Genomic DNA, 25,313 nt, shown 5'->3' with positions numbered 1-25,313 from the left:
ATGCCGCAGAGGAAAAATGGGGGCACCATTATCGCCTGGCACTCAAGGTGCCTCCCAATGTGTAACGCAGCTTTGAACCTCGCCCGCGAGAGCGTCGCAAGCGGCGACAGTTCATATCGATGCCGGACCAGTTCCTCGATGAGGACGTTGACGATATCGGGCAGTTCAGTTTTGGTGCGGGCGGCGTCGTCCGCCACGGTATCCAGCCAGCTGTATGTCTGCGCACTGGCGGGACGGATGTTGACGAACTCACGAAGGACTTTCTGATGACCTGACTTGCTGCCCGAGCGGTCATAGCGCACGAGCGTGGCGCGCGGGACTGGGCGCACCCCGAGTACCGCGCAGACGTGGTGAAGGATGGCGGCCGGAATGTCCGATACGGGTGGCAGATAGCCAAGCCGCTGCAACAGCTTGAGCTGCGCGAGGATCAGCACGCGTATCGGTGCCTGCCGGAACTGGCCGTACACGAAACGGATTTCGGTGGCGCTGGGCGTGAAGGCGGCACGGAGTTCGCCTTCACTGATTTCGGCAGGCAGCGCCGGATAGGCGGTTTCATGGACGTGATTCATGCGCGCATAAATTGGGGCGGAATGCGGGAGTCTGCCATCTCACGCATTCCCTGGGCGAAACCCCGCTATCCGGCGGGCTTGCCCCAGCCCAGCCGGTGACGCGTCTGGGTGGCCTGATGGCGCGCATCGTCTTCCGCGTGCAGATAGACGCTGGTGGTGGCGAGCGACGTGTGCCCAAGGTTGTCGCGCACGAAGCGCAGGTCGACCTGCTGGTCGGTCATGTGGGAGCCGGCGGTGTGTCTCACCCAGTGCGCCGAGGCGGCGGCCAGCACATCCGCGCGGGCGTGCCACTCGGGTCCACGGGCCCGCAGCCGCCCGGCAGCCAGCCGGAATACCTGCTTGACGATCAGGTGGATGGCGCCGCGCGACAGGGGCTTGTCATGACCGATCAGCGGCAACAGCAGCGGACGCGTTTCACCTGGCTGCGGCGACGGCGGCAGTCCGTGTGCACGCCGGTAGCGTGCCAGTTCGGCAATCAGTTCATCCGAAGCCGGCACCAGGCGGGTCTTGCTGCCCTTGCCGCACACCTCGATCCACCACCGTTCGACGCCGGCGGCGTCGCGCCGGCAGAATGCCGCGCCCATCGGGGTGCTGGCGATCTCCGCAGCACGCAGGCCGCCGAGATACAGGGTCGTGAAGAGCCAGCGACAGCGTGCCGCGTGCAACCGCTCGCGTTCGGTGCCCACCGGCAGGTTCTCGATAGTGATCCTCACCACATCCCACAACTCGTGCGTCAGATAACGCGTGACACGGGGGCTGGCTTTGACGCCGCGGCGTCGCGCGAGCGACAGGGGATTGCCGGCGAGATAGCCGGCGTCGACCAGCCACGCGAACATCGCGTTGAGAATTGTCATCGCATGGCGCACGCTCGTGGGCGACAGCGGTCCCGCGAAGGGCCTCCAGTCGGCAGACTTGCGGCCGGGCTTCTTGCGCGAAGTCATGATCCAGCGCCACGCCGGTTGCGGATCGGCGAGGAAATGCTGATAGACGAGCAGGTCCTCGTGCGTTAGCGATGACAGGGGTTTGCCGCGCTGCATGACGGCCCATAGCAGCAGGCGTTCGGCCTCCTTGCGGTAGGTCGCCAGTGTGCCGGGCACATCGGCGTAGCGGGCCAGCCACGCGGCGCTCGCGGCCAGATCGTCCTCGGCACTGATTTGCGCGATTGAGTTGTGAGCGCGATTGGTGCCGGCAACGCCGGACAGCTCCGGCGGGATGCGCAGGCGTTCAAGCGGCGGCGCCGGGGCATCCGGCACGAGGGGGGCGAGAGGGCTGACGGGGCGGTTCATGGTGTGACGCGTTTTGCGGCGGAAGTCCGCAGTATAGTTTAGACAGAAGCAGACTTATGTCTAAACTATGCGTTTGTAATCAATATATTTTACGTATTACGTAGTAATATTTTTTGAATCGGAATCCAGAACACACCCTGCCATGACGACACACCCCGACTCCGCGCTGGATGACCAGCGCCTGCAGGCCGATATCGCAGCGTTGCGCACACGCTTTGCAGACACGCGCGAGCTCTACCGCGAAGTCTGCGCGCTGCTGTTCTTCCGCTATTGCATCACGCCCACGGCGAACAAGCTCTACAGCCTGGTGCGCAAGGGCAGCATGACGACGCCCGCCGACGTGCTGAACCGGTTCTGGCAGGATCTGCGCGACAAGACCCGTGTGAAGATCCACCATCCGGACCTGCCCGACGCCATGAAGCAGGTCGCAGCCGACGCCGTGCTCAGCATCTGGCAGGCGGCATCGGAAGCGGCGACCGGCCAGTTGGCCACACTGCGCGCCGAGGCGCGTCATCAGGCCCACGAAGCCGAAGCAGTACGCGATCAGGTCGTCGCAGAACTCGAGCTCGCCCGGCAGGCGACGGCGGCGACACAGGCTGAACTCGAAGCGACGCGCGCGCAACTCGCCAGCATGCGCGATGCGCTAGCCACCGAACGCGAGGCGCATGCGGCAACCGAGGCCCGCCTGCAGGAAATCCGCCGGCAAGTTGACGAAGCCGCCCCTCAGTTCGCGCAGGTCAAGGCCGAATTCACCGCTGAACTGGAGCGCGCACGCGACCGTGTCACCACCGCCGAGGAGCGGGCCGTCAGTCATGAGAAGCGCGCTCTGCGAGAAATTGACCAGGAACGCACCGCTCGCCAGAAAAGCGAAAAGACCGCTGAAGAGCTGCGCGTTCAATTGGGCGGTGCACGCGCTGAACTGAAGGACACAGCGCTCCAGCATGCCGACGCGCTTGCCTCCTTGCGTACCGAGCTCCGGCTTTTACAGCAGCGGGATGAAAGCGCAACGCAACAGCACCTCGCCACCATGGATGAACTGAACAGCACGCGATCGCTGCTGCAGGACGCGCTGCAACGGGCTGAGCGCGCTGATGCCGAGGTTCAGGTCACGCGCCGATTGCTAGACGCGCTGAAAAGAACGCCGTCGGCCCGGACGGTGCCGAAACCGAAAGGGGGATAACAGCACCGGCTGTAACCGGTGTGCCTGGGCAGATCCCAAAGGCCACCTTCCCGCAAACGTTGGCGCGTAAAATAGGCAGCCGTCGCGGACAACGGATGCCGGGAGGTCATGACAGGGACAGGAAGTCAACGTCTTACTCATCTCTGCCTGCCCACACGTTGCCGTCATGGCGGGTTGAACATGCATGGATGGGTCACTGATGTCGTCAGTTTTTTATGACCAGGCGCAGATCGCGCACTGGCTGGATTCCCGCACCGTCGCCCGGGCGCGTGATTACGTCCACGCGGTGTCGAAGCTGCGCTGGCAGGACAACGTACTCAGCGGCGAGGTGCAGGGGACCGCGCGTCGCCCCTATACGGTGGATGTACAGTTTTACGACACAGCGGATGGCCTGTGGGCCGAAAGTGAATGCTCCTGCCCGGTTGGATACGACTGCAAGCACGCCGCGGCGCTGCTGATCGCAGGCCTCGAAAGAATGCCGAAGCCCCAGCCAGGCCTCTGACCACGATTCGGCCGAATTGCTATCATAAGCCTCATGGTTATGAAATAACGATTCTTTATGCAAATTCGCACATAAAGAACTCGGGCCGCGAATACGCCCAAACCGCTGCGTCCACTTGACGTCCAGTGCCGGCGATTGCAAGTAAATGGACCGTGGTCGAGGCTGATACGTGAGGCAGGTTGAGTTCCGCACGGCCCTCAGTTCGATGTCCCCGGCAATCGCGCAGATTGTTGGGCTGCCCGCTTCTGGCACGCCGTAACCCAACGGAGCTTCCCAGCTAGCGCGGGATGGTCGCGTCCGTCACCGACTGGTCTGAATGCGCGCACGCTTACCCGGTCATCGTTCGCAGCAAGCTCCGCATGACATCGTCCAATGTGTCATGCCGGGGACCATCATCTGACGCCGCGATGACCCGGAGCATGTCGCCCTCGAGCCTTACCTCCCACGAGACGATGCGGCGGCGGTCATGAGGAAACCGGGTCAGCTTTTCGCCAATCAGGCGTTCGATGCCCTGCATAACCTCACGTTGTTTTGCAAGAGGCACGCTTTTGTGGAAGGTGATCTGTTCACGCAGCGCCTGGCCGCGCTCGCCCTCGGGCAGGAGGCTGGTGTTCCATGCCGCCACAATCCCCGTCAGCGCGCTTTGACATTCCTCAAGAGTCGGGTTGCCGGATACCTCCCATCCGGGCCAGGGGCCATGAGATTTTCTGCTCCGGCGGTAAATCGTTACGATCGAGAACGATCGCGTCAGGCATACCCGACTGAGCCGCTCCCTGTCGTATCATCTCCAGATCACGCGCTCCCAGCTTGCGGGCACGCGAGGATTTTTTGGGCTGGCTGGTTTTGCCCATTTTTCTGCTCCCTTCGCTGCGTTCTGCATTTGCAAATTATGGCGGTCAGATGGTTGCGCGGATTGGCGCAGGCGCAACCGTTTTGCCAGACTTCTTGCGCTACACTGGCCGCCCCATTCGAGATCTGGAATCCGGCATGGCAACCGTCGAACGTACCGCGTATCCGCGCTTTCCCAAGGGTTTTTCGTCAGCGGAGCTGCAGGCGTTCTATACACCGGACGTTGAAGAGCTGGAATGGGCACGCCGCAGCGCGCGTGGCCAGTCTTCGAGACTGGGTATGCTCGTTCTGCTGAAGGTCTTTCAGCAGATGCACTACTTTCCCTTCGTTGATGCCATTCCCGCCGTTGTCATCGAGCACATCCGGACAAGCGCGAACATCGCTGCGGGGACGGCATTCGACTACAACAGGGCAAGATCGCCCGCCTTGTTTCGGCACTATGCGGCAATCCGGGAATTTCTCGGCGTCCAGTCCTACTACGGCACCGACGCCAACGAAATTGCGGTGCGTGCCGCGCACGAAGCCGCTGAGACGATGGATCAGCCGGTGGACATCATCAACGCAACCATCGACAGCCTGATCCAGCAGCAGGTCGAACTGCCAGCGTTCTCGACTCTCGATGCCATTGTAGAACAGGTCCACGCACGAGCTCAAACGACGCTGTTCCGACGCGTCTCGCGCCGCCTTTCCGAGGAGGACAAAGCCCAGCTGGACAGGCTGATCAAGCGCGAATTCAACCAGCGTCAGAGCGCGTACAACACCATGAAGCGATACGCGCTGCGACCATCGCGCAAGCATATCTCCCTGCTCGTCGACCATCTTACCTGGCTCGATGGTTTTGGCGACTTCGCCCATGCACTGGAAGGGGTTCCCGCGACAAAACTGCGTTCCCTGTCGACGCAGGCGATGAGTCTGGATGCGGCGAATCTGAAGGAAACCCTGCCAGAACGGCGATATACCCTCATCGTCGCATTGTTGCATCAGATGCGCGTGCGCGCCCGCGACGATCTCGCCGAGATGTTCATCCGCCGTATGGGCGCGATGGCGTGGTTCAAAAAGCGCGATTTTTGCGTTACACAGACGAGCGGAAGCAGCCTGCGTAAGAAAGCAGGAATAATAAGGAGTGCGGTTCAAATGGAGGCCGGCGACGACCTGCCGATATCAGGTTCGCTGAGGCTGGAGTGGGCCGAATCCGAGCAGCGTCAGCCAGTGATCGTGAGGCTTGCGGCTCATCAGTTCCCTCGGGCTCTTTCCAGTTCGCTCAGGGCATCGGCTGCGGGCAAAGCGGCGATGGTTGAAGACAAACTGCAGCAGACCAAGCCAGGCCCGCCCGCCCTTCAGATGACGCCGGTTGGTCAGGTAGACGCGCAGTCGCGAGTTGAGATTTTCGACCAGCGAGCTGCTGCGTGGTGTGCTATGCAGCGCCCCGGATACGGCGGCGTAGACGCCGTGAAACGGGCGGCCGATGCGGGCTAGCAGGCGAGAGCTATTGTCGAATCTGGTGTACAGCGGGAGCGGCGGGAATTTGAGAAGGCGGTGGCGGTCTAGCGAGAATGTTGCTTGTCAAAGGCACAACCAGCGAACCCGAGAAGGCCGGACCCGACCACCATGAAGAAGATTACGCAAGAAGCGAACAGCAGTAAAGCGCAAACGAAAAGCGTGCTAGATGAGCTGATCCAGCAAGGCGCGCGGCAGATCATTCAGCAGGCAGTCGAGGTGGAACTGGCGACCATGCTCGAACAGTACAGCAACGTGAAGTCGATCGACGGCCGGCGTGCCGTGGTGCGCAACGGCTACCTGCCCGAGCGCGAGGTCGTCACAGCGATCGGTCCGGTGACGGTTCAGGTGCCGAAGGTGCGGGATCGTTCGGGCTCGGGCATCCGGTTCAATTCGACGATCGTGCCGCCGTACGTGCGCAAGTCCGCGCGCGTGTCGGCAGCGCTGCCGTGGCTGTACCTGCGAGGCATCTCGACGGGCGACATGAGCGAAGCCATGGGCATCATGCTGGGCGGCCAGGTCAGCGGCATGTCGCCGAACGTCGTGAGCCGGCTGAAGGCCCAATGGGCCGATGAGCATGAGCAGTGGAATCGGCGTGAGCTGTCGTCGGCGCGCTGGGTCTACTGGTGGGCCGACGGCATTCACACCGGTGTGCGCAGCGACGATTCCGACGGCCAGTGCCTGCTGGTGATCGTTGGCGTCAAACCGGACGGGACGAAGGAACGTGTGGCCATCGGTGACGGCTACCGGGAATCGAAGGCATCGTGGAGCGAACTGCTGCTCGATCTGAAGAAGCGCGGCCTGCCGTCGGGGCCACTGCTGGCCTGCGGCGATGGCGCGATGGGATTCTGGGCCGCGATGGAGGAAGTGTTCCCGCAGACGAAGCATCAGCGCTGCTGGTTTCACAAGATGGGTAACGTGCTCAATGCGCTGCCGAAATCGCAGCAGGCTCGAGGCAAGAAGGCGATGCAGGACATCTGGATGGCGGCCACGCGCGCTGATGCACTGGCCGCATTCAATCACTTCGTCGACGCGTACTCGGCAAAGTACCCGAAGGTCGCCGAAAAGCTGACGGAAGATCGTGACGAGCTGCTCGCGTTTTACGATTTCCCGGCTGAACACTGGCAGCATCTGCGCACCACGAACCCGATTGAATCGACCTTTGCGACGGTGCGCCATCGCACGAAACGCACGCGCAACTGTGTATCGCGCGCGACGTTCCTCGGGCTGGCGTTCAAGCTGATCGAGTCGGCCGAAGAATCGTGGCGGCGCATCCGCGCCCCGGAAAAGCTCACTTCGATGCTTGACGGGATGACGTTCAAGGATGGAGAACCGGTGACCGACAGCACACCGGCTCAGCAATCGCTAGCCGCCTGATTACGCCGAGACCGCATACACCAGATTTGACTTTAACTCAGCAGGCGATTCCACCCTTGCCAGAACGCACTCGACGTTTCGGACTTGCGATGCAGCATGCAGACCTCGCGCACGAGATGGCGCGCCACGTTGTGCGTTCGTGCAATGGCGTCGAGTTTTGTGTCGAGCAGGCCCGCGAAAGCGAGCAGGCCGTCGCGCTGGTTCTGAAGGGCACGCCGGTATGCCCCTGTACGTGACAGGTCCCGTGCTTCACGTTGCTGCAGTTCGGCAACCACGAAATCGAACAGCCGTTGACGCGTCGCGAGGTCCGGCCCAGCCAGTGACAGGATGTCACGTTCGAGCCACTGAACCAGGGTGCGCAGGTCGGCAGCCAGCTCGTGCGCATGGGCTTCATTGCGCCGAAGCGTTTCCAGCGCGGCTTCGAGGAGGCTATCCTCACCACGTCGACGGGGATTGGCCAGACGCGCTTCGAGCTGCTCGCGCCCGGTGCGAGCGCCACTGGCGACACGATGCCAGAGCGTCGCTAGTGATTTACCCTGCTGGATGATGTGGAATACGTCGCCGTGACACGGCGTATCGGGCCAGGCCATTTTTTGCCCGGCACGCAGACCGGTTCCCGCATCGGCGATCGTGTGCTCAGGATCGAGGCCCTGTGCCTGCAGGTCCAGCAGATGGATGGCCCAGGTGTCGCCGTCGCGATGGGCTTCGGGGGCGAGCAGATAGCAATAGGTCGAGGCGACATCGATACCGGCGAGCACGGGTTGGGAACCCTGAAAGAGTTCGTCGTGCAGACCGACCCGGATGGGTGAGAGATCGATACCGGCGTTGATGGCGATGGCCTGCTTTGCGGCCCGCTGAAGAACGGTGTGAATCGTGCCCAGGCTGGTCGAGACGCCGAGCAGGTCGTGCATGAGTTCAAGGGTACTGCGAAACGAAACGTGGCCCACCATCGTGAGCGCCACGATGACCTGATCGAGCCATTGGCGGGTGACCGGCAGCATGAAAAGCACCTGATCTGCGTCGGCTGCCCGCGTGGTATCAAAGGCTTCATCCAGCGCTACACTGGCCGTGCCGATCTGTCGGTAGACCGTCGGGCGGCTCACGCCGTTACGCTCAGCCAGCACACTGATGGGTTCGGTGCGCGTGAGGGCCTGAAGTGCAATCGCTTTGCGTTTGTCGTCGCTCAGTCTGCCGACGCCAGATCGGGTGTTTTGAGTCATGGATGCCGCAGAGGAAAAATGGGGGCACCATTATCGCCTGGCACTCAAGGTGCCTCCCAATGTGTAACGCAGCTTTGAACCTCGCCCATTTTTCTCATGTGTGCTTGCGTGGCTCCGTCCAACTTTCGAGCATCATTTTTCGTCTTCATACTCGTATAACGCATCACGCACTATTTGGCGCACATGTCAGTAACTGGACCAAATCTGCCGACGACATCCTCGTTAACGTCGAGCGATCGTGTCTACGAATTTCTAACTCGGGACACTAGTTGCACGTCAACGATAGTTCGGAGCGCTACTCAGCATTGGTGCGTGACCTGTGCGCGACGGTCGGCCTTGCGGATGCCGACAATGTGCTGCGCACTCGCTCGATCGAGGTCGAAGGCTTTGACGTCCGGCTCGAACACTTCGAGAACGATCTGGACGCGCTGTACGTGAATTTTCATTACGGCACGGTGACGTCCGGCCGCACGCTCGTCGTATTCCGGCTGATGCTTGAGGCCAACCTCCTGATCTACGCCCAGGACCAAGCACAACTCGGACTCGATACGGACACTGGAAGTATCGTGCTCGTGCTGCGCGTGCCCATGAGCGACGACGTCGACGGCGCCGCACTCGCTGATCTGCTCTCGCACTATGCCGAGCATGGCCGCTATTGGCGCAAGAGCATCATCGAATCGACGGAAGAGATGTTCGAAGGGATCGTCGCGGGAGAGTTCTCGTGGCTGCGCGCATAGTGGAGCCTCCTCAGAAAAAAAGATGAATCAAATAGGCGTTGTCACGGCCCTTGTGGTGCAAATAGCGCTCAAGGATCGGTTAGAGTGTCGCCCTGACCGATTTGAGAAGGCGCGATGAAAAAGCTGAAGAGTCTGGACGGGCTATTCGCCGGCCGTCATTTTGACCGTGAGGTGATCATTCTTGCTTTGTCACGTTAGAGAGGAGAGAAGGCAATGCTGGCAGGGGCGATCAGTTGCTCAAAAAGCGATAGACGGATTTTGGGTGAATTCGGTGAAGCGATGCCACGCAGCAAATCGCAAGGCGAGTTGTTGGCGATAGCGTGAAGCCCGTAGCCGATGTCGCTTGAGGGCAAAGTGCTGTCGGATCGGGCCGAAGTTCGACAGGAAAGCTTGAGTGCGCTCGGGCAGGCGGAAGCCCCGCATACGCCGTTCGGGCACTGTCACGTTGGCGAGGTAGTCACGTAAGATGTCACGATGAACAAAAGAAAATCGCTTTATCACGGGCACCGGTTCCCGGCGGCAATCATTAGTCTCGCGGTTCGGTGGTATTTCCGGGCGAGGTTCAAAGCTGCGTTACACATTGGGAGGCACCTTGAGTGCCAGGCGATAATGGTGCCCCCATTTTTCCTCTGCGGCATCCATGACTCAAAACACCCGATCTGGCGTCGGCAGACTGAGCGACGACAAACGCAAAGCGATTGCACTTCAGGCCCTCACGCGCACCGAACCCATCAGTGTGCTGGCTGAGCGTAACGGCGTGAGCCGCCCGACGGTCTACCGACAGATCGGCACGGCCAGTGTAGCGCTGGATGAAGCCTTTGATACCACGCGGGCAGCCGACGCAGATCAGGTGCTTTTCATGCTGCCGGTCACCCGCCAATGGCTCGATCAGGTCATCGTGGCGCTCACGATGGTGGGCCACGTTTCGTTTCGCAGTACCCTTGAACTCATGCACGACCTGCTCGGCGTCTCGACCAGCCTGGGCACGATTCACACCGTTCTTCAGCGGGCCGCAAAGCAGGCCATCGCCATCAACGCCGGTATCGATCTCTCACCCATCCGGGTCGGTCTGCACGACGAACTCTTTCAGGGTTCCCAACCCGTGCTCGCCGGTATCGATGTCGCCTCGACCTATTGCTATCTGCTCGCCCCCGAAGCCCATCGCGACGGCGACACCTGGGCCATCCATCTGCTGGACCTGCAGGCACAGGGCCTCGCGATCCTGAGCACACGATCACCGATGCGGGAACCGGTCTGCGTGCCGGGCAAAAAATGGCCGGGCCCGATACGCCGTGTCACGGCGACGTATTCCACATCATCCAGCACGGTAAATCACTAGCGACGCTCTGGCATCGTGTCGCCAGTGGCGCTCGCACCGGGCGCGAGCAGCTCGAAGCGCGTCTGGCCAATCCCCGTCGACGTGGTGAGGATAGCCTCCTCGAAGCCGCGCTGGAAACGCTTCGGCGCAATGAAGCCCATGCGCACGAGCTGGCTGCCGACCTGCGCACCCTGGTTCAGTGGCTCGAACGTGACATCCTGTCACTGGCTGGGCCGGACCTCGCGACGCGTCAACGGCTGTTCGATTTCGTGGTTGCCGAACTGCAGCAACGTGAAGCACGGGACCTGTCACGTACAGGGGCATACCGGCGTGCCCTTCAGAACCAGCGCGACGGCCTGCTCGCTTTCGCGGGCCTGCTCGACACAAAACTCGACGCCATTGCACGAACGCACAACGTGGCGCGCCATCTCGTGCGCGAGGTCTGCATGCTGCATCGCAAGTCCGAAACGTCGAGTGCGTTCTGGCAAGGGTGGAATCGCCTGCTAGCCCGCATCGGCCGCCCGTTTCACGGCGTCTACGCCGCCGTATCCGGGGCGCTGCATAGCACACCACGCAGCAGCTCGCTGGTCGAAAATCTCAACTCGCGACTGCGCGTCTACCTGACCAACCGGCGTCATCTGAAGGGCGGGCGGGCCTGGCTTGGTCTGCTGCACTTTGTCTTCAACCATCGCCGCTTTGCCCGCAGCCGATGCCCTGAGCGAACTGGAAAGAGCCCGAGGGAACTGATGAGCCGCAAGCCTCACGATCACTGGCTGACGCTGCTCGGATTCGGCCCACTCCAGCCTCAGCGAACCTGATATCGGCAGGTCGTCGCCGGCCTCCATTTGAACCGCATTCCTTACTATTCCTGCTTTCTTACGCAGGCTGCTTCCGCTCGTCTGTGTAACGCAAAAATCGCGCTTTTTGAACCACGCCCGCGAACTCAACTCGGGCGATGTCTACGTTGAGCAGAGTGATCAGTATGACGACCCTCGCGAGCATCAGGTGTCGTGGGACGAATTCCACGAGGAACTGCCTCGCTATGGCGAACTCGTCGGGCTGCCAGCCCGGTCGACGCGCGCGCCTTCGTCAACGGCCTGCGCGACCAACTCAGCACGCTGGCCGACGAAGTCGACGCGGGTTTTCCGGCGAACGACTACGTCGAGATCACCGAGCAGGGCCTCATCCTTCACAAGCTCGAGACGGAACCCGAACCGCCGAACAAGAAACTTATCGATCAGGCCATCACGGCCGCGATGCGCCCCATCAGTATTCTCGACATCCTCACCGAAACCGAGCAGCGGCTCGATCTGCATACACTGTTCGGCCCGCTGTCGGGCTTCGAGACCAAGATCGACGACCCGCGCAAGCGCTTCATTACGACGCTGTTCTGCTACGGCTGCAATCTCGGGCCCAGCCAGACCGCACGCTGTGTCAAGAATCTGAGCCGCAAGCAGGTCGCGTGGCTGAACCTGCGATACGTCACCGAAGAGCGGCTCGACAAGGCGATCGTCAGGGTCATCAATGCGTACAACCAGTTTGCGCTGCCGAAATTCTGGGGCTCCGGCAAACAGGTGTCGGCCGACGGCACGAAGTGGAATCTTTACGAGCAGAACCTGCTGTCCGAATGCCATATCCGGTACGAAGGATACGGCGGGATCGGCTACTATCACGTGTCGGACATGTACATCGCGCTGTTCAGCCACTTCATTCCGTGCGGTGTACACGAGGCTGTCTATATTCTCGACGGGTTGATCAGGAATACGTCCGATGTGCAGCCCGACACCGTTCATGGCGACACGCAGGCGCAAAGCGCACCGGTGTTCGGGCTCGCGTACCTGCTTGGAATCAAGCTGATGCCGCGCATCCGCAACGTCAAGGGCCTGAAGTTCTTCAAGGCCGACCGGAACCGAAGCTACAAAAACATCGACTCCCTGTTTCGCGCGACCGTCGACTGGGCCTTGATCGAGCGGCATGTTCCCGACATGCTACGCGTGGCCGTCTCGATCAAGGCGGGTAAAATGACGCCGTCGACGATCCTGCGACGCCTGGGGTCGGAGAGCCTCAAGAACAAGCTGTACTTTGCGTTTCGTGAGCTCGGCCGTGTGATCCGTACGCTGTTTCTGCTCAAATACATCAACGATCCCGAATTGCGTCGCACGATTCACGCGGCGACCAACAAGAGCGAACAGTTCAACGGCTTCGCGCAGTGGCTGATGTTTGGCGGCGAGGGCGTCATCGCTGAAAACCTCCGCCACGAGCAGCGCAAGGTCATCAAGTACAACCAGCTCGTCGCGAACATGGTGATCCTCTACAACGTCCAGTGGATGTCGCGCGTGCTCAAGGAGTTGCAGGCAAAAGGGCATCCGGTCGACGCCGACGTGCTCAAGGCGCTCCGCCATACCGGTTGGATCACATCAACCGGTTCGGCGACTACCTGCTGGACCTGATGAAGAAAATCCTCCCGCTCGACCCAACGATAGATTTCGCTTTCAGATCAGCCGCTTAAGGCACTTTTGGCGAAATATTAACGAATCCCGGGCGACCCTCACATACAGGCTGATCATGCCGCGCTTTCTCAGGCTCTGGTTATATGCCCGCGCGTTCGTCACCCGGTACCCCGGCTTCTTGCGCTTGCGCGCTTCACCCGTCTTTAGTCTGGCTTTATATGGCATTATTCAAGCTGGCTTCATGATGTTGCGCTTTTACACAACCCGTAGCATCTTTGCAATACCCCCATCCGGACAAAGCCATCGGGATCGACAGCCGGCGTGCCGCTTCCGATACGCCAACGCCCTGCGTCAGCGCGAGCTTGACTGCCTCTTCGCGAAATTCTTTTGTGTAGACCGCTTTCGGGATCCGATTCATCTATGCCTCCGTTCCTCTATTTTACGAAACGTTGGCATCCACTTTTTTCGGCCGCCCTCACCAAAATCCGTCTGTCGCTTTTTGAGCAACTGATCGCCCCTGCCAGCATTGCCTTCTCTCCTCTCTAACGTGACAAAGCCATCGAGACAATGCCATTGACGACTGCTCCCAACTTGATGACAACGCTCTGCAAAGCCCTGGATATGCCGCAATGAAAATCGACAGGTCAGTAAGTCCAGGTGATGGCGGTGGCAATGAAAGGGTTGAGGAATCGGCGCCCGGGCGCTCCCTGGCGTCGCGGCCGGAATCTGCGGATCGAGGCGCCGGTGTAGCGCCTGACATGCTGTTGGCGCCGCTGGCCGTACGTCGTCAGGCGCGCAGGATGCAGCCTTATCCGGGTGCCCAGCGGCAGCGGGCATTCTCCTCCCGGCCGCATGGCGGGGAAGCGAACGCCGGGTATCCCTTGCGCGACTTGCACCGGCGCGAGAGGTCCGAAGAGGACAACGAGCGCAAGATGGCCCGCGGCCAGAGCCAGCCTAGCCCGTCGTCATGGCCTCAGGGCACGCACCACCGGTCAGGTTATCAGCATCGGCCGGTCCTGACGGGAAGCGGTGCGCAGGAGTCCCGGGCTCAGGCAGCAGGTCCATCGCGCAAGCGAACGGCGCGCGATCCGGGGGATGCGCTGGATGACAGGGAGCGTACAAGACCACGCATCGATCCGTATGAATCACAGCGCAGCAGCCCGTGTCTGGCGATACACCTGAAATATCGGGAACGCGACTTCAGCCGGCAGCTCGTTGAGCAACGGCACGAGCAGCAACGGCTGCTTTCCAGCGGCGGGCGGATTGATGGCGTTCGGATGGCGGCGGAGAACGTGCTGGCGCAGCGTAATGGCCACGGGCGCGCGCTGGTCTTTCTGCGCCCGGAGCACGCCGACGACAACGTGTACTTCCTGGATCGGTATCTGCAGAAACTGCCGAACGGGTTTGCAGGCTCCGGAAAAGTCCGTGCGGCTGTCGAACTGGCGGCGCACTATGTCGTGGACACCGACTGGTGCGAGGACCTGCCGGCTGCACATTACGCCCATCTTGCCAACAAGCTGAGCAAGCATGCTGACAGTGAAATCTGCCGGCTGGCGCTGGAACGTATCGCAGCGCACGTGCTGAGGCCGGACGCGGCGAACGGGCTCCGAGCCAAGGAGGCGGCCCTTCTGGGCAATGCGCTGTCCAAGGCGGCGCAACACGGGATGTGCTGCGAAGCGGTGGTGCGTCTTGTCGGGCATCTTCGAGCGGACCGCCAGATCGACAGGCTGAACGGGCAGGGCATCTCAACCCTGCTTAATGCCCTCTCGAAGTGGCCGCAGGAGGCAGCCGCGCGCGACGGTGCGCAGCCCCTGGCCAGGCGGGTCGCAAACGACGCGCGGCTGCGCCGGTCGATGAACGCACAGGAAGTGGCGATGGCGGTGAATGGGCTGTCAAAGTGGCCGGAGGCGCCCGAAGCGCGGGATGCGGTGCTGGCCTTGGCGCAACGGGTCGCCACCGACGAGGCGCTGTGCAGGGCGATGAACGCACAGGACGTGGCCCAGCTCCTGAATGGGCTGTCAAAGTGGCCGGAGGAGCCCGAAGCACGGGACGCGGTGCGGGTGCTGGCGCAACGGGTCGCCACCGACGAGGCGCTATGCCGGTTGTTGAACCCACAGGAAGTGGCGATGGTCGTGAATGCGCTGTCAAAGTGGCCGGAGGAGCCCGACGCGTGGGACGCGGTGCGGGTGCTGGCGCAGCGGGTCGCCACCGACGAGGGGCTGCGCCAGTCGTTGAGCGCGCGGGATGTGGCCGAGGCCCTGAATGCGCTGTCGAAGTGGCCGGAGGCGCCCGAAGCGCGGGAGGCGGTGCTGGCCCTGGCGCAGCGGGTCGCCACCGACGATGCGCTGTGCAGGTCGATGAACGCGCAGGCCGTGGCGATGGCCGTGAATGGGCTGTCAAAGTGGCCGGAGGAGCCTGAAGCGCGGGATGCGGTGCTGGCCCTGGCGCAGCGCGTCGCCACCGACGAGGTGCTGCGCCAGGCGATGAGCGCGCAGCATGTGGCCGAGGTCCTGAATGCGCTGTCAAAGTGGCCGGAGGCGCCCGATGCGTGGGCCGCGGTGCGGGTGCTGGCGCAGCGCGTCGTCACCGACGAGACGCTGTGCCAGTCGTTGAACCCACAGGAAGTGGCGATGGCGGTGAATGGGCTGTCAAAGTGGCCGGAGGCGGCCGAAGCGCGGGACGCGGTGCTGGCCCTGGCGCAGCGGGTCGTCACCGAGGAGACGCTGTGCCAGTCGTTGAACCCACAGGAAGTGGCGATGGCGCTGCATGCGCTGTCCACATGGCCGGACGAGCCTGAAGCGCGGGCCGCGGTGCTGGCCCTGGCGCAGCGGGTCGTCACCGAGGAGACGCTGTGCCAGTCGTTGAACCCACAGGAGGTGGCGATGGCGCTGAATGCGCTGTCCACATGGCCGCAGGAGACCGGTCTGCGGGAGGCGGCCAGGCTGCTGGCCGCACGCCTGGGCCGGCCTCCGCTCGCGTGGAATGCGTTCGGTTTCGGCCATCTCGCGCAGATTGCCAACGCGCTGGCGCGGCCGGGTGGGGACGAAGACGGAGACGCCCGGCTCGCACGCGGTGTACTGATGGGGGTCGCGGCGCACCTGGCGCTTCGCCCGGAACGCTTCGACAGCGCCGATGGCCGCAACGTGGGTGTGCTGCTCAAGGCGTTCGCCCAGCTGCGGATGCACGCCGCGCTGCGGCCGCTTGGCGCGGCAGCGCTGGAACGTGTCCGGGCGCTGTGCGGTGCCGGGGGCCTGCGCGATGAACCGCTGGAAAGCGTAGGCAACCTGTGCATGGGGCTGCTGCCGCTGGCGCGCAGCGCGCAGCTGAAGCGCCACCGGGTGGGCGCGCTGCAGACCTTCGAGGCGCTGCACCCGGTCGTGGCACGCAAGATCGACGCGTATCTGCGCCAGGCCCGCGGGGGGGCGGGCGCCCGTGCCGGGCTGCGCCTGAAGGATGGCGACGAAGCGTGCGGTACGCGCTGTGCGGCCCTGTCACTGTATCAGGTGCTCAAGGCATACAGTCTGGTGGCCCGCCAGTGGAAGGTGAGCTACATCGGCGGCGGGCACGAGCTGGTGAAGGCGCGACGGGAGACCCTGAAGCAGTGGGTGCGACAGACGCTGGACAGGACGCGCGAGCTCATCGAGGCGGACCAGCAGGAAATGAGCTGGAACCTGATTGCGCAGATCGAGGCGGATGAGGCGATCCTGGACGCACTGGATCTGCGGCTGGCCAGCGAGGCGCATCTGGCGGACCTCACGGGGCGTTACCCCCCTCGCCGGTTCGATCTGGCAGCGTGCCACGCGAGCCTGCGCACAGCGGCGGGAAACGTGGAGCGACCCGGACCGGGTGTGGGCGACACCCGGCATGTGACGGTCGACCTGCAGGGACGGGAGCTGGAGCCCGCCGCGTCGTCCGGCGGGGAGCGGCGTGACTACTCCTTTTATGCCCGTCTGACGGGCGAGCCCCTGGTGGAGGTGCGGCTGCCGGGCGCGTTAAGCGGCTTCATGCTGGCGCGCACGTTCCAGTATAACGGCGAGCCCTGGCGCTTCGACATGTTCGGCGGCAGCCGCCTGACACGGGGGCGGCAGACGTCAGCCCGGGACCTCGCCGAGGGCCGCAGCGCGTCGGCTTCGGTGCTGCCGGCGGTGCGGTATGCCGACAGCGTCCCCGGCAGCGCCTTCATGGAGCTGGCACAGAAGCTGGCGCCGCAGCGCGAGGACTGGTCGCGCATGCAACGGGCGCTCATGGAGATGGTGCCGCATGACCATGTGGTGGAGGGCACGTTGCGGCTGGGCTGGTTTGAGGACGTGTCCGGGGCGCAGCACCCGTTCAGGCTGCAGGGGCCGCAGGGCGAGCGCATCGCGCTGTGTCCGAATGACGGCTGCGGGTTTCTGGGATGGGATGTGGCGATGCGCATTCCGGTGGTGCGCGACCATATCGAGGCATGGCAGGCAGTCCGGCAGGAACGGGGCAGCGAGGCACAGCGCAAGCTGGTGGAGGGCCAGGAGCCCGGGTTCAACGCGATGCCGCCGCAGGCGCTGATGCATTTCCCGCGGGACGAGGCGGCGCTGGGGGAAGCGCGCGAGGCGATGCAGCGCAGGCTGGACGGGTTGGACAGGCAGGTATCGCCGGAGGTGGGCCGCCTGACGCTGTACCAGCTGGCCGTCAGCGGGGGTTATCAGGGGCGGCGCATCCGCGCGGTGCCCTCGGCTGACGACAGGCTGTACCTGCCGTCGATTCCCCTGCCGGGCTTCGAGGAATTGCAGGGCGATGTGCTGGTGGGCAAGCCGCCCTACGACAAGGAGAACCTGTTGCCCATTGGGGCCGCGCAGGTCGTTACGCCCGGCCAGGGGGACGTGACGGCCCGGTTTCTGGAGCAGTGCTTCGCCATCCAGTACAGCTATACGGGATTCAATGAGGATTCGGCGGAGGGCGCCGAGATGCTGCACAGCAAGGGCATGCTGATCATTGTGCCGCCGGAATACTGGCCCAAGGAGCATGCGGGGCTGCACCTGGCCTGTTCGCGGGAGGACCTGAAGACGCTGTCGCGCTGGACGGGCGGGCGCGGGCGCGAGCGCGACGCGCTGCCGCGGCAGATGCTCAGCACGGGCAGCCTGCGGGTCAAGGACGTGCTGCTGCCGGGGCGGCTTGGGGCGCTGCCGATTGCGGAGCTGCGCAAGCGGAACATGGACACGGACGGGGACGATGCGTTCGTCTATGCGGGCTATCCGGCGCTGGCGGCCCACATCCGTCGCGTCATGGAGGCGCGCCAGGCGCGGCGGGGCGAGGAGCGCTCGTTCAAGCCGCCGAAGACGGCCCATCCGGCTCTCGATGAGCAGGGCCGCTACCACGCAGGACGGGCACGCGAAATCCTGGCCGAGCAGCGCGGGGGGGCGCTGCTGGGGAAAGCCGCCACGCTGGCGATGCGCTTTCTTGCGCAACCGGACGAGCAGCGCGAGGCCATGGCGCGACGCATGATGTTCGGCACCTACGACGGGGTGGAGCGCGAGCTGCGCAACGGGCTGCGCAAGCGGTTGCGGGGGGACGGGGATGCACCAGCGCTGGAGTGGTTGCAGGCGCAGGCAGGTGAGGCGATGGAGCGGGCCCATGAGCCGGAAGCGCACGAGGCGGCGAAACTGCTGTACGAGCTGGGCATGCAGCTGGGCGGCGACAGCGTTCAGGCACCGCCGCTTGCGCCGGCGCTGGCGCAGTGGTTCCCGGCACTGGCGAGCGCCTACGGGCAGGCGCACGACACGGCCGGGCGTGTGCACGCGGTGCTGGACAACTATCCGGTGTGCCGGCTCTCGCGTACGGCGTTCCCCGGCGGGCAGCCGGGGCTGGTGCCGGGCGAGCCGGAGCTGTCCATGCGCAATCTTTTTACGATAGCGATCAAGGTGGGCACGGACGCGCTGAAGTCGGACACGGGCACCGATCTGTTTACGGGTGTCATCGAGTGCTGCGAACGGGTGGAAAGCCTCTACCCGGAGCGTCTGCGGCGGGTCCCGTACAGCAAGCAGACGGCGGCAGAAATACGCGATGGGCGTTTCGATCCACAGTGGGCGCAGACGGTGCTGCCGCACATGCCCACGATGGCAGCGGGGGTCATGCAGGACGCGGTCCACGCGCTGCAGCAGGCAAAGCTGCTCAGCGTACCGGCTACGCCGGCCGAACGGGCGCAAGAGGTTTCCCCGCAGGCGCTGCAGCGGCAGGCGCAGGCATTGCATGAGCGCGCCCGCCAGGCCGAGCCGCAGATCACGCCGCTGCTGAAGGACATCCTGGGCCATGGCGGGGTGCCGGGGCGTGAAGGGGGGCGGCCGCATCTGGCGGGCGAACAGAAAAAGCTGAAATCGCCAGGATCACTGCAGGACAAGCTGGCCGAGCTGATTGGCGGCATGCCGCCGCTGGATCTGGCCCAGGCCAGCGCGCGGGTCAACGATGCGCTGCGCTACAGTGTGGTGCTGTCCCCGGATACGTTTATGGCGGACTATCGCCGGATCCTTCTGCAGCTCGAAGGGAAGGCGCATGCCCTGATGCGGTGTCACAATCACTTCAGCCGGGAACGCAGCCCTTTCCGGGCGGTGAGCGTCACGCTGGAGGATCCGGAGGGCTTCCCATGGGAAATCCAGTTTCATACGGAGCACACGTTCAGGTGCAAGGAGCACTACCACCACCTGTACAAGCAGGCGCAACGATGTGGATTCGGTGGCGCTCACCGGGACGAGATCTGGAAGCTGCTCGGGCCGGCGCGCGAGGCCTTCCAGGCATCAGCCGTCCCGCCGGGGGTGGAGGATATCGTGGACTGGGATCCGGATCCGGATCCGGTATTGACGGTTCCGCCGCGGCCCCAGCCCCAGGCGCCAGTTGCACGGGGCATGCCGTCCCCGCTTGCGGGGCTGGCCCGTCAGATCAGAAGCCAGGCTGAACGTCTGGAGGGTACGGTCTGGCCTGTGCTGCGGCAGGCGCTGGAGGACCACGGCGCGAAGTTGCGCAAGGACCGGGACGGTGACGACTGGCGCAGCTTCATCTTCAAGAAGGAGAAAAGCATTAAAGAGAAGCTGGCCCGGATACAGCGCGAGCAGGGTCTGCAAACACCGCAGGAGGCCGCCGGGCGGGTACGCGACGGGCTGCGCTACGAGGTACTGCTCGACCCGGAGGGCTTTGCCAGAGGCGCCCAGGGCATTCTCGCCCGTCTGGAGCAGGCCGGCATGACGGTCATGCGCGTGAACAACGGCTTTACCCGTGAGGGCACCGGCTATGCGGGCCTGAATGTGAACGTGCGCACCCGCGTCCAGGGCGAAGACGCCGACTGGGAAATCCAGTTCCACACCCCTGAGAGCCTGCGGGTCAAGCAGAAGAGTCACCGGACCTACGAAAAGCTGCGCCAGCTCTCGCCTGATGCGGAGTCGCGCGAGAAGCTGGAGAAGGAACTGCGCGAGGCGGCAGCGCGCGTGGCGCGCCCGCAGGACATCGGGACGATCGGGTCCTTCGATCACTATGCGGAACCCGCCACTGCCGGTGAAGGGCCCGCTGGCCCGATGAACCCGCCATACCGCGGCGCAGCCCCGGATCAGGCACGCAATCGCGGCCTGAACACCCCGCCGCAGCCGTCCGGGCCGCACCACGCCACGCGAAGCGCGCCTGCGGTAGCGCCGCGGGCCCAGGATTCCGGCCATGCGGTTCGCAGCAGCTGGCCCCCCCGCCCCCCTGCGCGCACCACACGTGTCCAGCCGCCTGCCCGCCCCCTGGCGGGTGCCTCGCCCGCCCAGGCGTCCGTCCGCCGATCCCTGAAGGAGTTCGATTCTGCTAGCCACTATCGCAGTCTTGGCGCGTTTCTGGCGGAAGCGGACGCGGAGATGGGGGTGGCCAGCGGACTGGGAAACAATTGCCTGCTCGACACAGTTCTTCAGTTCGTGCGCAACATCAGGCGACGGCCCGGGGTGGAAACGGAGCAGACGAGGGAACTCGAGGCGGCAGCGCAGGCATTGCGAAGCGTGCTGGATGAGCAGGGCCTGGCCGATGCGCGTGACTTCATCGACATGTACACGGCTGGGGCGAGACTCGCGCACAGCCTTGACATCCGCATCCAGACCATTGAGCTCGAGCAGCGCGGGCGGGTCACAGTGCATCCGGTTGTTGGTCAGCAAGGCCCGCTTGTGCATATCCTCCACACGCACATGCCGGGTCACTTTCAGCCATTGTGGCCGCGCCCACCACGATCATAAGCGATCTGGGCTTTGTCACGTTAGAGGGTTCTGTTGCAGTAAGGGTGTCGGGACGAGAAATGTCGATATGGTAAGTATTGCTTATGACACAAGGGAGTAAAACTGCTGGGAAGCAGACGACGGGTCTTTGCCCGCACATTTCATCTGTCCTTTCCTGATCATGTGGACCTCGATGCCGCCGAGAATGACCCTCGCACGGTGGAAGTTCTTGAATCCCAGCATCGGCCGGGTCCGGCGTTTGATAGCCCGATGGTCCTGTTCGACAATGTTGTTCAGGTACCTGATCTGACGGACCTTGATCGGCGTCTCGCGATCGGCATTTATCGCATCCAGTGCGGCCAGATTGGAGCCGCTTTTGTCGATGGTTACCGCATAGCCCGGCTTCGCTCGTTTGCGCGGTTCGCCCGTCTTCAGTCTTGCCTTGTAAGGCATGAAAGCTCGCTCGTCGGATAGATCACCGGACTCTTTCTACCCGACCCACGGCCGCCGCGCAAGCGGCCCTCTTGAACAAAGCCGGGTCAGTACAGCTTCGTCAGACACGCATTCTAGCGTCCCCGCACTTATGCGACAGAACCGGTCAATCTCAGTTCATGCCTTCGCTATCCAGTCAGCCACTTCGCGTTATGTGCCGGTGGCAGGAGTGAATCATGCCAACAATAACTTGGTCTTTAACGCAACCGGAACTTGCCCATGGTCCCCCCTGTTCGCGGGATGAGCCCTGCCACGTCAGCCTTCCAGACCTCTACGGAAGAAAGCGGCAATCCCAGCAATCCCACCAGCCGGCCCACTTCGAATCCATCTCCGCAGGCAAGTGCGCCTGGTGCCTTGACCGGTTTGTTACGACTGCCGCCTGGAATAACCCAGGATATTGCAGGGCGGATCGATCCTCGCAGCCGTATCGTGCTGGCAGGCACCAACCGACAGTTGCGCTCGCAACTCAGGGATGAGCGGCAAGCTGTAAGGATTATCGTCCGGGATGCGCCGCGCGTGAGAACGAATCAGGGGTTCGATGCCGTGTTGCAGCGCATCGGGGAACTTCCGGTGTATCTACGAGGTGAGGCGCTGGAGGCACTCGGCGACCGTATCTGGTCCTTGCCGCAAGCGGCCCAGGCAACGCAGTTCGACAGGGTGTTCGGCGCCATCGGGCAACTGCCTGACCAACACCGCCCCGCCCCGCTGGCCGCGCTCGGCCGCCAGATTGATGCCCTGCCGCAAGCGGCCCGGACCGCGCAGTTCGACAGAGTACTTAGCGCCATCGGGCAGCTGCCTGACCAACACCGCCCCGCCCCGCTGGCCGCGCTCGGCCGCCAGATTGATGCCCTGCCGCAAGCGGCCCGGACCGCGCAGTTCGACAGAGCACTTAGCGCCATCGGGCAACTGCCTGACCAACACCGCAGCGACCCGCTGGCCGCACTCGGTGACCGTATCTGGTCCCTGCCCCAGGCAGCCCGGATAGCGCAGTTCGACAGCGCGCTCGACGCCATCGGGCAGCTGCCTGCCCAACACCGCAGCGTCCCGCTGGCCGCACTCGGTCGCCAGATTCATGCCCTGCCGCAAGCGGCCCAGACAGCGCAGTTCGACAGAGTACTTAGCGCCATCGGGCAACTGCCTGACCAACACCGCAGCGACCCGCTGGCCGCACTCGGTCGCCAGATCCATGCCTTGCGGCAAGCAGGCCCGACAGCGCAGTTCGACAGTGTGCTCGACGCCATCGGGCAGCTGCCTGCTCAACACCGCAGCGACCCGCTGGCCGCACTCGGTGACCGTATCTGGTCCCTGCCCCAGGCAGCCCGGATAGCGCAGTTCGACAGCGCGCTCGGCGCCATCGGGCAGCTGCCTGCCCAACACCGCAGCGTCCCGCTGGCCGCACTCGGTCGCCAGATTCATGCCCTGCCGCAAGCGGCCCAGACAGCGCAGTTCGACAGAGTACTTAGCGCCATCGGGCAACTGCCTGACCAACACCGCAGCGACCCGCTGGCCGCACTCGGTCGCCAGATCGATGCCCTGCCGCAAGCGGCCCGGACAGCGCGGTTTGACAGCGTGTTCGGCGCCATCGGACAACTGCCTCCCGAACACCGCAGCGTCTCGCTGGCCGCATTGGGTGACGGAATCCCGGCCCTGCCTGAAGCGGCCCAGACAGAGCAGATCAACAACTTGCTCGACGCCATCAGGCAACTGCCTCCCGAACACCGCAGCGCCGTTCTGGCGGTGCTCGCTCGGGGGCGAATCGGTTAAGCGATCGCGCGGTTGGGCTTTGTCCGGATGGGGGTATTGCAAAGATGCTGCGGGTTGTGTAAAAGCGCAACATCATGAAGCCAGCTTGAATAATGCCATATAAAGCCAGACTAAAGACGGGTGAAGCGCGCAAGCGCAAGAAACCGGGGTACCGGGTGACGAACGCGCGGGCGTATAACCAGAGCCTGAGAAAGCGCGGCATGATCAGCCTGGCGAGGTTCAAAAAGCGCGATTTTTGCGTTACACAGACGAGCGGAATCAGCCTGCGTAAGAAAGCAGGAATAATAAGGAGTGCGGTTCAAATGGAGGCCGGCGACGACCTGCCGATATCAGGTTCGCTGAGGCTGGAGTGGGCCGAATCCGAGCAGCGTCAGCCAGTGATCGTGAGGCTTGCGGCTCATCAGTTCCCTCGGGCTCTTTCCAGTTCGCTCAGGGCATCGGCTGCGGGCAAAGCGGCGATGGTTGAAGACAAAGTGCAGCAGACCAAGCCAGGCCCGCCCGCCCTTCAGATGACGCCGGTTGGTCAGGTAGACGCGCAGTCGCGAGTTGAGATTTTCGACCAGCGAGCTGCTGCGTGGTGTGCTATGCAGCGCCCCGGATACGGCGGCGTAGACGCCGTGAAACGGGCGGCCGATGCGGGCTAGCAGGCGATTCCACCCTTGCCAGAACGCACTCGACGTTTCGGACTTGCGATGCAGCATGCAGACCTCGCGCACGAGATGGCGCGCCACGTTGTGCGTTCGTGCAATGGCGTCGAGTTTTGTGTCGAGCAGGCCCGCGAAAGCGAGCAGGCCGTCGCGCTGGTTCTGAAGGGCACGCCGGTATGCCCCTGTACGTGACAGGTCCCGTGCTTCACGTTGCTGCAGTTCGGCAACCACGAAATCGAACAGCCGTTGACGCGTCGCGAGGTCCGGCCCAGCCAGTGACAGGATGTCACGTTCGAGCCACTGAACCAGGGTGCGCAGGTCGGCAGCCAGCTCGTGCGCATGGGCTTCATTGCGCCGAAGCGTTTCCAGCGCGGCTTCGAGGAGGCTATCCTCACCACGTCGACGGGGATTGGCCAGACGCGCTTCGAGCTGCTCGCGCCCGGTGCGAGCGCCACTGGCGACACGATGCCAGAGCGTCGCTAGTGATTTACCCTGCTGGATGATGTGGAATACGTCGCCGTGACACGGCGTATCGGGCCAGGCCATTTTTTGCCCGGCACGCAGACCGGTTCCCGCATCGGCGATCGTGTGCTCAGGATCGAGGCCCTGTGCCTGCAGGTCCAGCAGATGGATGGCCCAGGTGTCGCCGTCGCGATGGGCTTCGGGGGCGAGCAGATAGCAATAGGTCGAGGCGACATCGATACCGGCGAGCACGGGTTGGGAACCCTGAAAGAGTTCGTCGTGCAGACCGACCCGGATGGGTGAGAGATCGATACCGGCGTTGATGGCGATGGCCTGCTTTGCGGCCCGCTGAAGAACGGTGTGAATCGTGCCCAGGCTGGTCGAGACGCCGAGCAGGTCGTGCATGAGTTCAAGGGTACTGCGAAACGAAACGTGGCCCACCATCGTGAGCGCCACGATGACCTGATCGAGCCATTGGCGGGTGACCGGCAGCATGAAAAGCACCTGATCTGCGTCGGCTGCCCGCGTGGTATCAAAGGCTTCATCCAGCGCTACACTGGCCGTGCCGATCTGTCGGTAGACCGTCGGGCGGCTCACGCCGTTACGCTCAGCCAGCACACTGATGGGTTCGGTGCGCGTGAGGGCCTGAAGTGCAATCGCTTTGCGTTTGTCGTCGCTCAGTCTGCCGACGCCAGATCGGGTGTTTTGAGTCATGGATGCCGCAGAGGAAAAATGGGGGCACCATTATCGCCTGGCACTCAA

Annotated in this window: 12 protein-coding genes and 7 pseudogenes; 11 read left to right on the top strand and 8 right to left on the bottom strand. The window is 63.5% G+C overall.

Going from position 1 to position 25,313, the window contains the following annotated elements:
- Nucleotides 1-68 precede the first annotated feature (68 nt).
- Nucleotides 69-569, bottom strand: a pseudogene (locus tag QFZ94_RS01995) (DUF4158 domain-containing protein); the annotation flags it as partial.
- A 65-nt stretch (nt 570-634) separates the two neighbouring features.
- Nucleotides 635-1,855, bottom strand: a complete 1,221-nt coding sequence (locus QFZ94_RS01990) for a tyrosine-type recombinase/integrase (protein WP_429455419.1) — start codon at nt 1,853-1,855, stop codon at nt 635-637.
- 142 nt (nt 1,856-1,997) lie between these two features.
- Here QFZ94_RS01990 and QFZ94_RS01985 point away from each other — a divergent pair, with 142 nt between their 5' ends.
- Together QFZ94_RS01985 and QFZ94_RS01980 are read left to right on the top strand one after the other, a co-directional pair.
- On the top strand, nt 1,998-3,035 hold the full coding sequence (locus QFZ94_RS01985) for a DNA-binding protein (RefSeq protein WP_429455418.1): 1,038 nt from the start codon (nt 1,998-2,000) through the stop codon (nt 3,033-3,035).
- A gap of 199 nt (nt 3,036-3,234) precedes the next feature.
- Complete coding sequence (locus tag QFZ94_RS01980; RefSeq protein WP_429455417.1) at nt 3,235-3,537, top strand: SWIM zinc finger family protein; 303 nt, start codon at nt 3,235-3,237, stop codon at nt 3,535-3,537.
- Between the two features lie 328 nt (nt 3,538-3,865).
- On the opposite strand, the gene QFZ94_RS01975 is transcribed toward QFZ94_RS01980, so the two are convergent.
- Complete coding sequence (locus QFZ94_RS01975) at nt 3,866-4,162, bottom strand: hypothetical protein (protein WP_429455389.1); 297 nt, start codon at nt 4,160-4,162, stop codon at nt 3,866-3,868.
- Nucleotides 4,163-4,524: 362 nt separating this feature from the next.
- On the opposite strand from QFZ94_RS01975, the pseudogene QFZ94_RS01970 reads away from it, so the two are divergent.
- A pseudogene (locus QFZ94_RS01970) lies at nt 4,525-5,430 on the top strand (DUF4158 domain-containing protein); the annotation flags it as partial.
- Nucleotides 5,431-5,994: 564 nt separating this feature from the next.
- Nucleotides 5,995-7,260 carry an IS256 family transposase gene (locus QFZ94_RS01965; protein ID WP_429455097.1) on the top strand — a complete coding sequence of 422 codons (1,266 nt, stop codon included), beginning with the start codon at nt 5,995-5,997 and terminating at the stop codon, nt 7,258-7,260.
- 32 nt (nt 7,261-7,292) lie between these two features.
- Here the strand turns inward: QFZ94_RS01965 and QFZ94_RS01960 are convergent, their stop codons facing one another.
- Entirely contained in the window at nt 7,293-8,480 is a 1,188-nt protein-coding gene (locus QFZ94_RS01960; RefSeq protein WP_429455416.1) for a hypothetical protein, read from the bottom strand.
- Between the two features lie 269 nt (nt 8,481-8,749).
- Between QFZ94_RS01960 and QFZ94_RS01955 the strand changes: the two genes are divergently transcribed.
- Entirely contained in the window at nt 8,750-9,217 is a 468-nt protein-coding gene (locus QFZ94_RS01955; protein WP_429455114.1) for a CesT family type III secretion system chaperone, read from the top strand.
- 237 nt (nt 9,218-9,454) lie between these two features.
- On the opposite strand, the pseudogene QFZ94_RS01950 reads toward QFZ94_RS01955, so the two are convergent.
- Nucleotides 9,455-9,649: pseudogene (locus tag QFZ94_RS01950) on the bottom strand (IS6 family transposase); the annotation flags it as partial.
- Nucleotides 9,650-9,691: 42 nt separating this feature from the next.
- Between QFZ94_RS01950 and QFZ94_RS01945 the strand changes: the two are divergent.
- The 4 genes and pseudogenes from QFZ94_RS01945 to QFZ94_RS01930 form a co-directional block, all read left to right on the top strand.
- A pseudogene (locus QFZ94_RS01945) lies at nt 9,692-9,772 on the top strand (IS6 family transposase); the annotation flags it as partial.
- An 85-nt stretch (nt 9,773-9,857) separates the two neighbouring features.
- Entirely contained in the window at nt 9,858-10,556 is a 699-nt protein-coding gene (locus QFZ94_RS01940) for a hypothetical protein (RefSeq protein ID WP_429455415.1), read from the top strand.
- Nucleotides 10,490-11,353, top strand: a complete 864-nt coding sequence (locus QFZ94_RS01935) for a hypothetical protein (protein ID WP_429455414.1) — start codon at nt 10,490-10,492, stop codon at nt 11,351-11,353. The genes QFZ94_RS01940 and QFZ94_RS01935 overlap by 67 nt, the downstream gene beginning before the upstream one ends.
- 121 nt (nt 11,354-11,474) lie before the next feature.
- A pseudogene (locus QFZ94_RS01930) lies at nt 11,475-13,044 on the top strand (Tn3 family transposase); the annotation flags it as partial.
- A gap of 227 nt (nt 13,045-13,271) precedes the next feature.
- Here QFZ94_RS01930 and QFZ94_RS01925 read toward each other — a convergent pair.
- Nucleotides 13,272-13,403, bottom strand: a pseudogene (locus QFZ94_RS01925) (transposase); the annotation flags it as partial.
- A gap of 340 nt (nt 13,404-13,743) precedes the next feature.
- On the opposite strand from QFZ94_RS01925, the gene xopAD reads away from it, so the two are divergent.
- Entirely contained in the window at nt 13,744-21,207 is a 7,464-nt protein-coding gene (gene xopAD, locus QFZ94_RS01920; RefSeq protein WP_429455413.1) for a XopAD/skwp family type III secretion system effector, read from the top strand.
- 81 nt (nt 21,208-21,288) lie between these two features.
- Here the strand turns inward: xopAD and QFZ94_RS01915 are convergent.
- Nucleotides 21,289-21,579, bottom strand: a pseudogene (locus QFZ94_RS01915) (DDE-type integrase/transposase/recombinase); the annotation flags it as partial.
- Between the two features lie 528 nt (nt 21,580-22,107).
- Here QFZ94_RS01915 and QFZ94_RS01910 point away from each other — a divergent pair.
- Nucleotides 22,108-23,442: a hypothetical protein gene (locus QFZ94_RS01910; protein WP_429455412.1), complete on the top strand. Its 1,335-nt coding sequence runs from the start codon at nt 22,108-22,110 to the stop codon at nt 23,440-23,442.
- Between the two features lie 329 nt (nt 23,443-23,771).
- On the opposite strand, the gene QFZ94_RS01905 is transcribed toward QFZ94_RS01910, so the two are convergent.
- On the bottom strand, nt 23,772-25,265 hold the full coding sequence (locus QFZ94_RS01905) for a hypothetical protein (protein WP_429455395.1): 1,494 nt from the start codon (nt 25,263-25,265) through the stop codon (nt 23,772-23,774).
- Nucleotides 25,266-25,313: the final 48 nt, after the last annotated feature.

It is taken from the genome of Paraburkholderia sp. JPY465 (genome assembly GCF_050436725.1).
Classification (GTDB): domain Bacteria; phylum Pseudomonadota; class Gammaproteobacteria; order Burkholderiales; family Burkholderiaceae; genus Paraburkholderia; species Paraburkholderia youngii.
The sequence above is the reverse complement of the archived record's forward strand: the minus strand, read 5'-3'. Positions and strand labels throughout refer to the sequence as shown.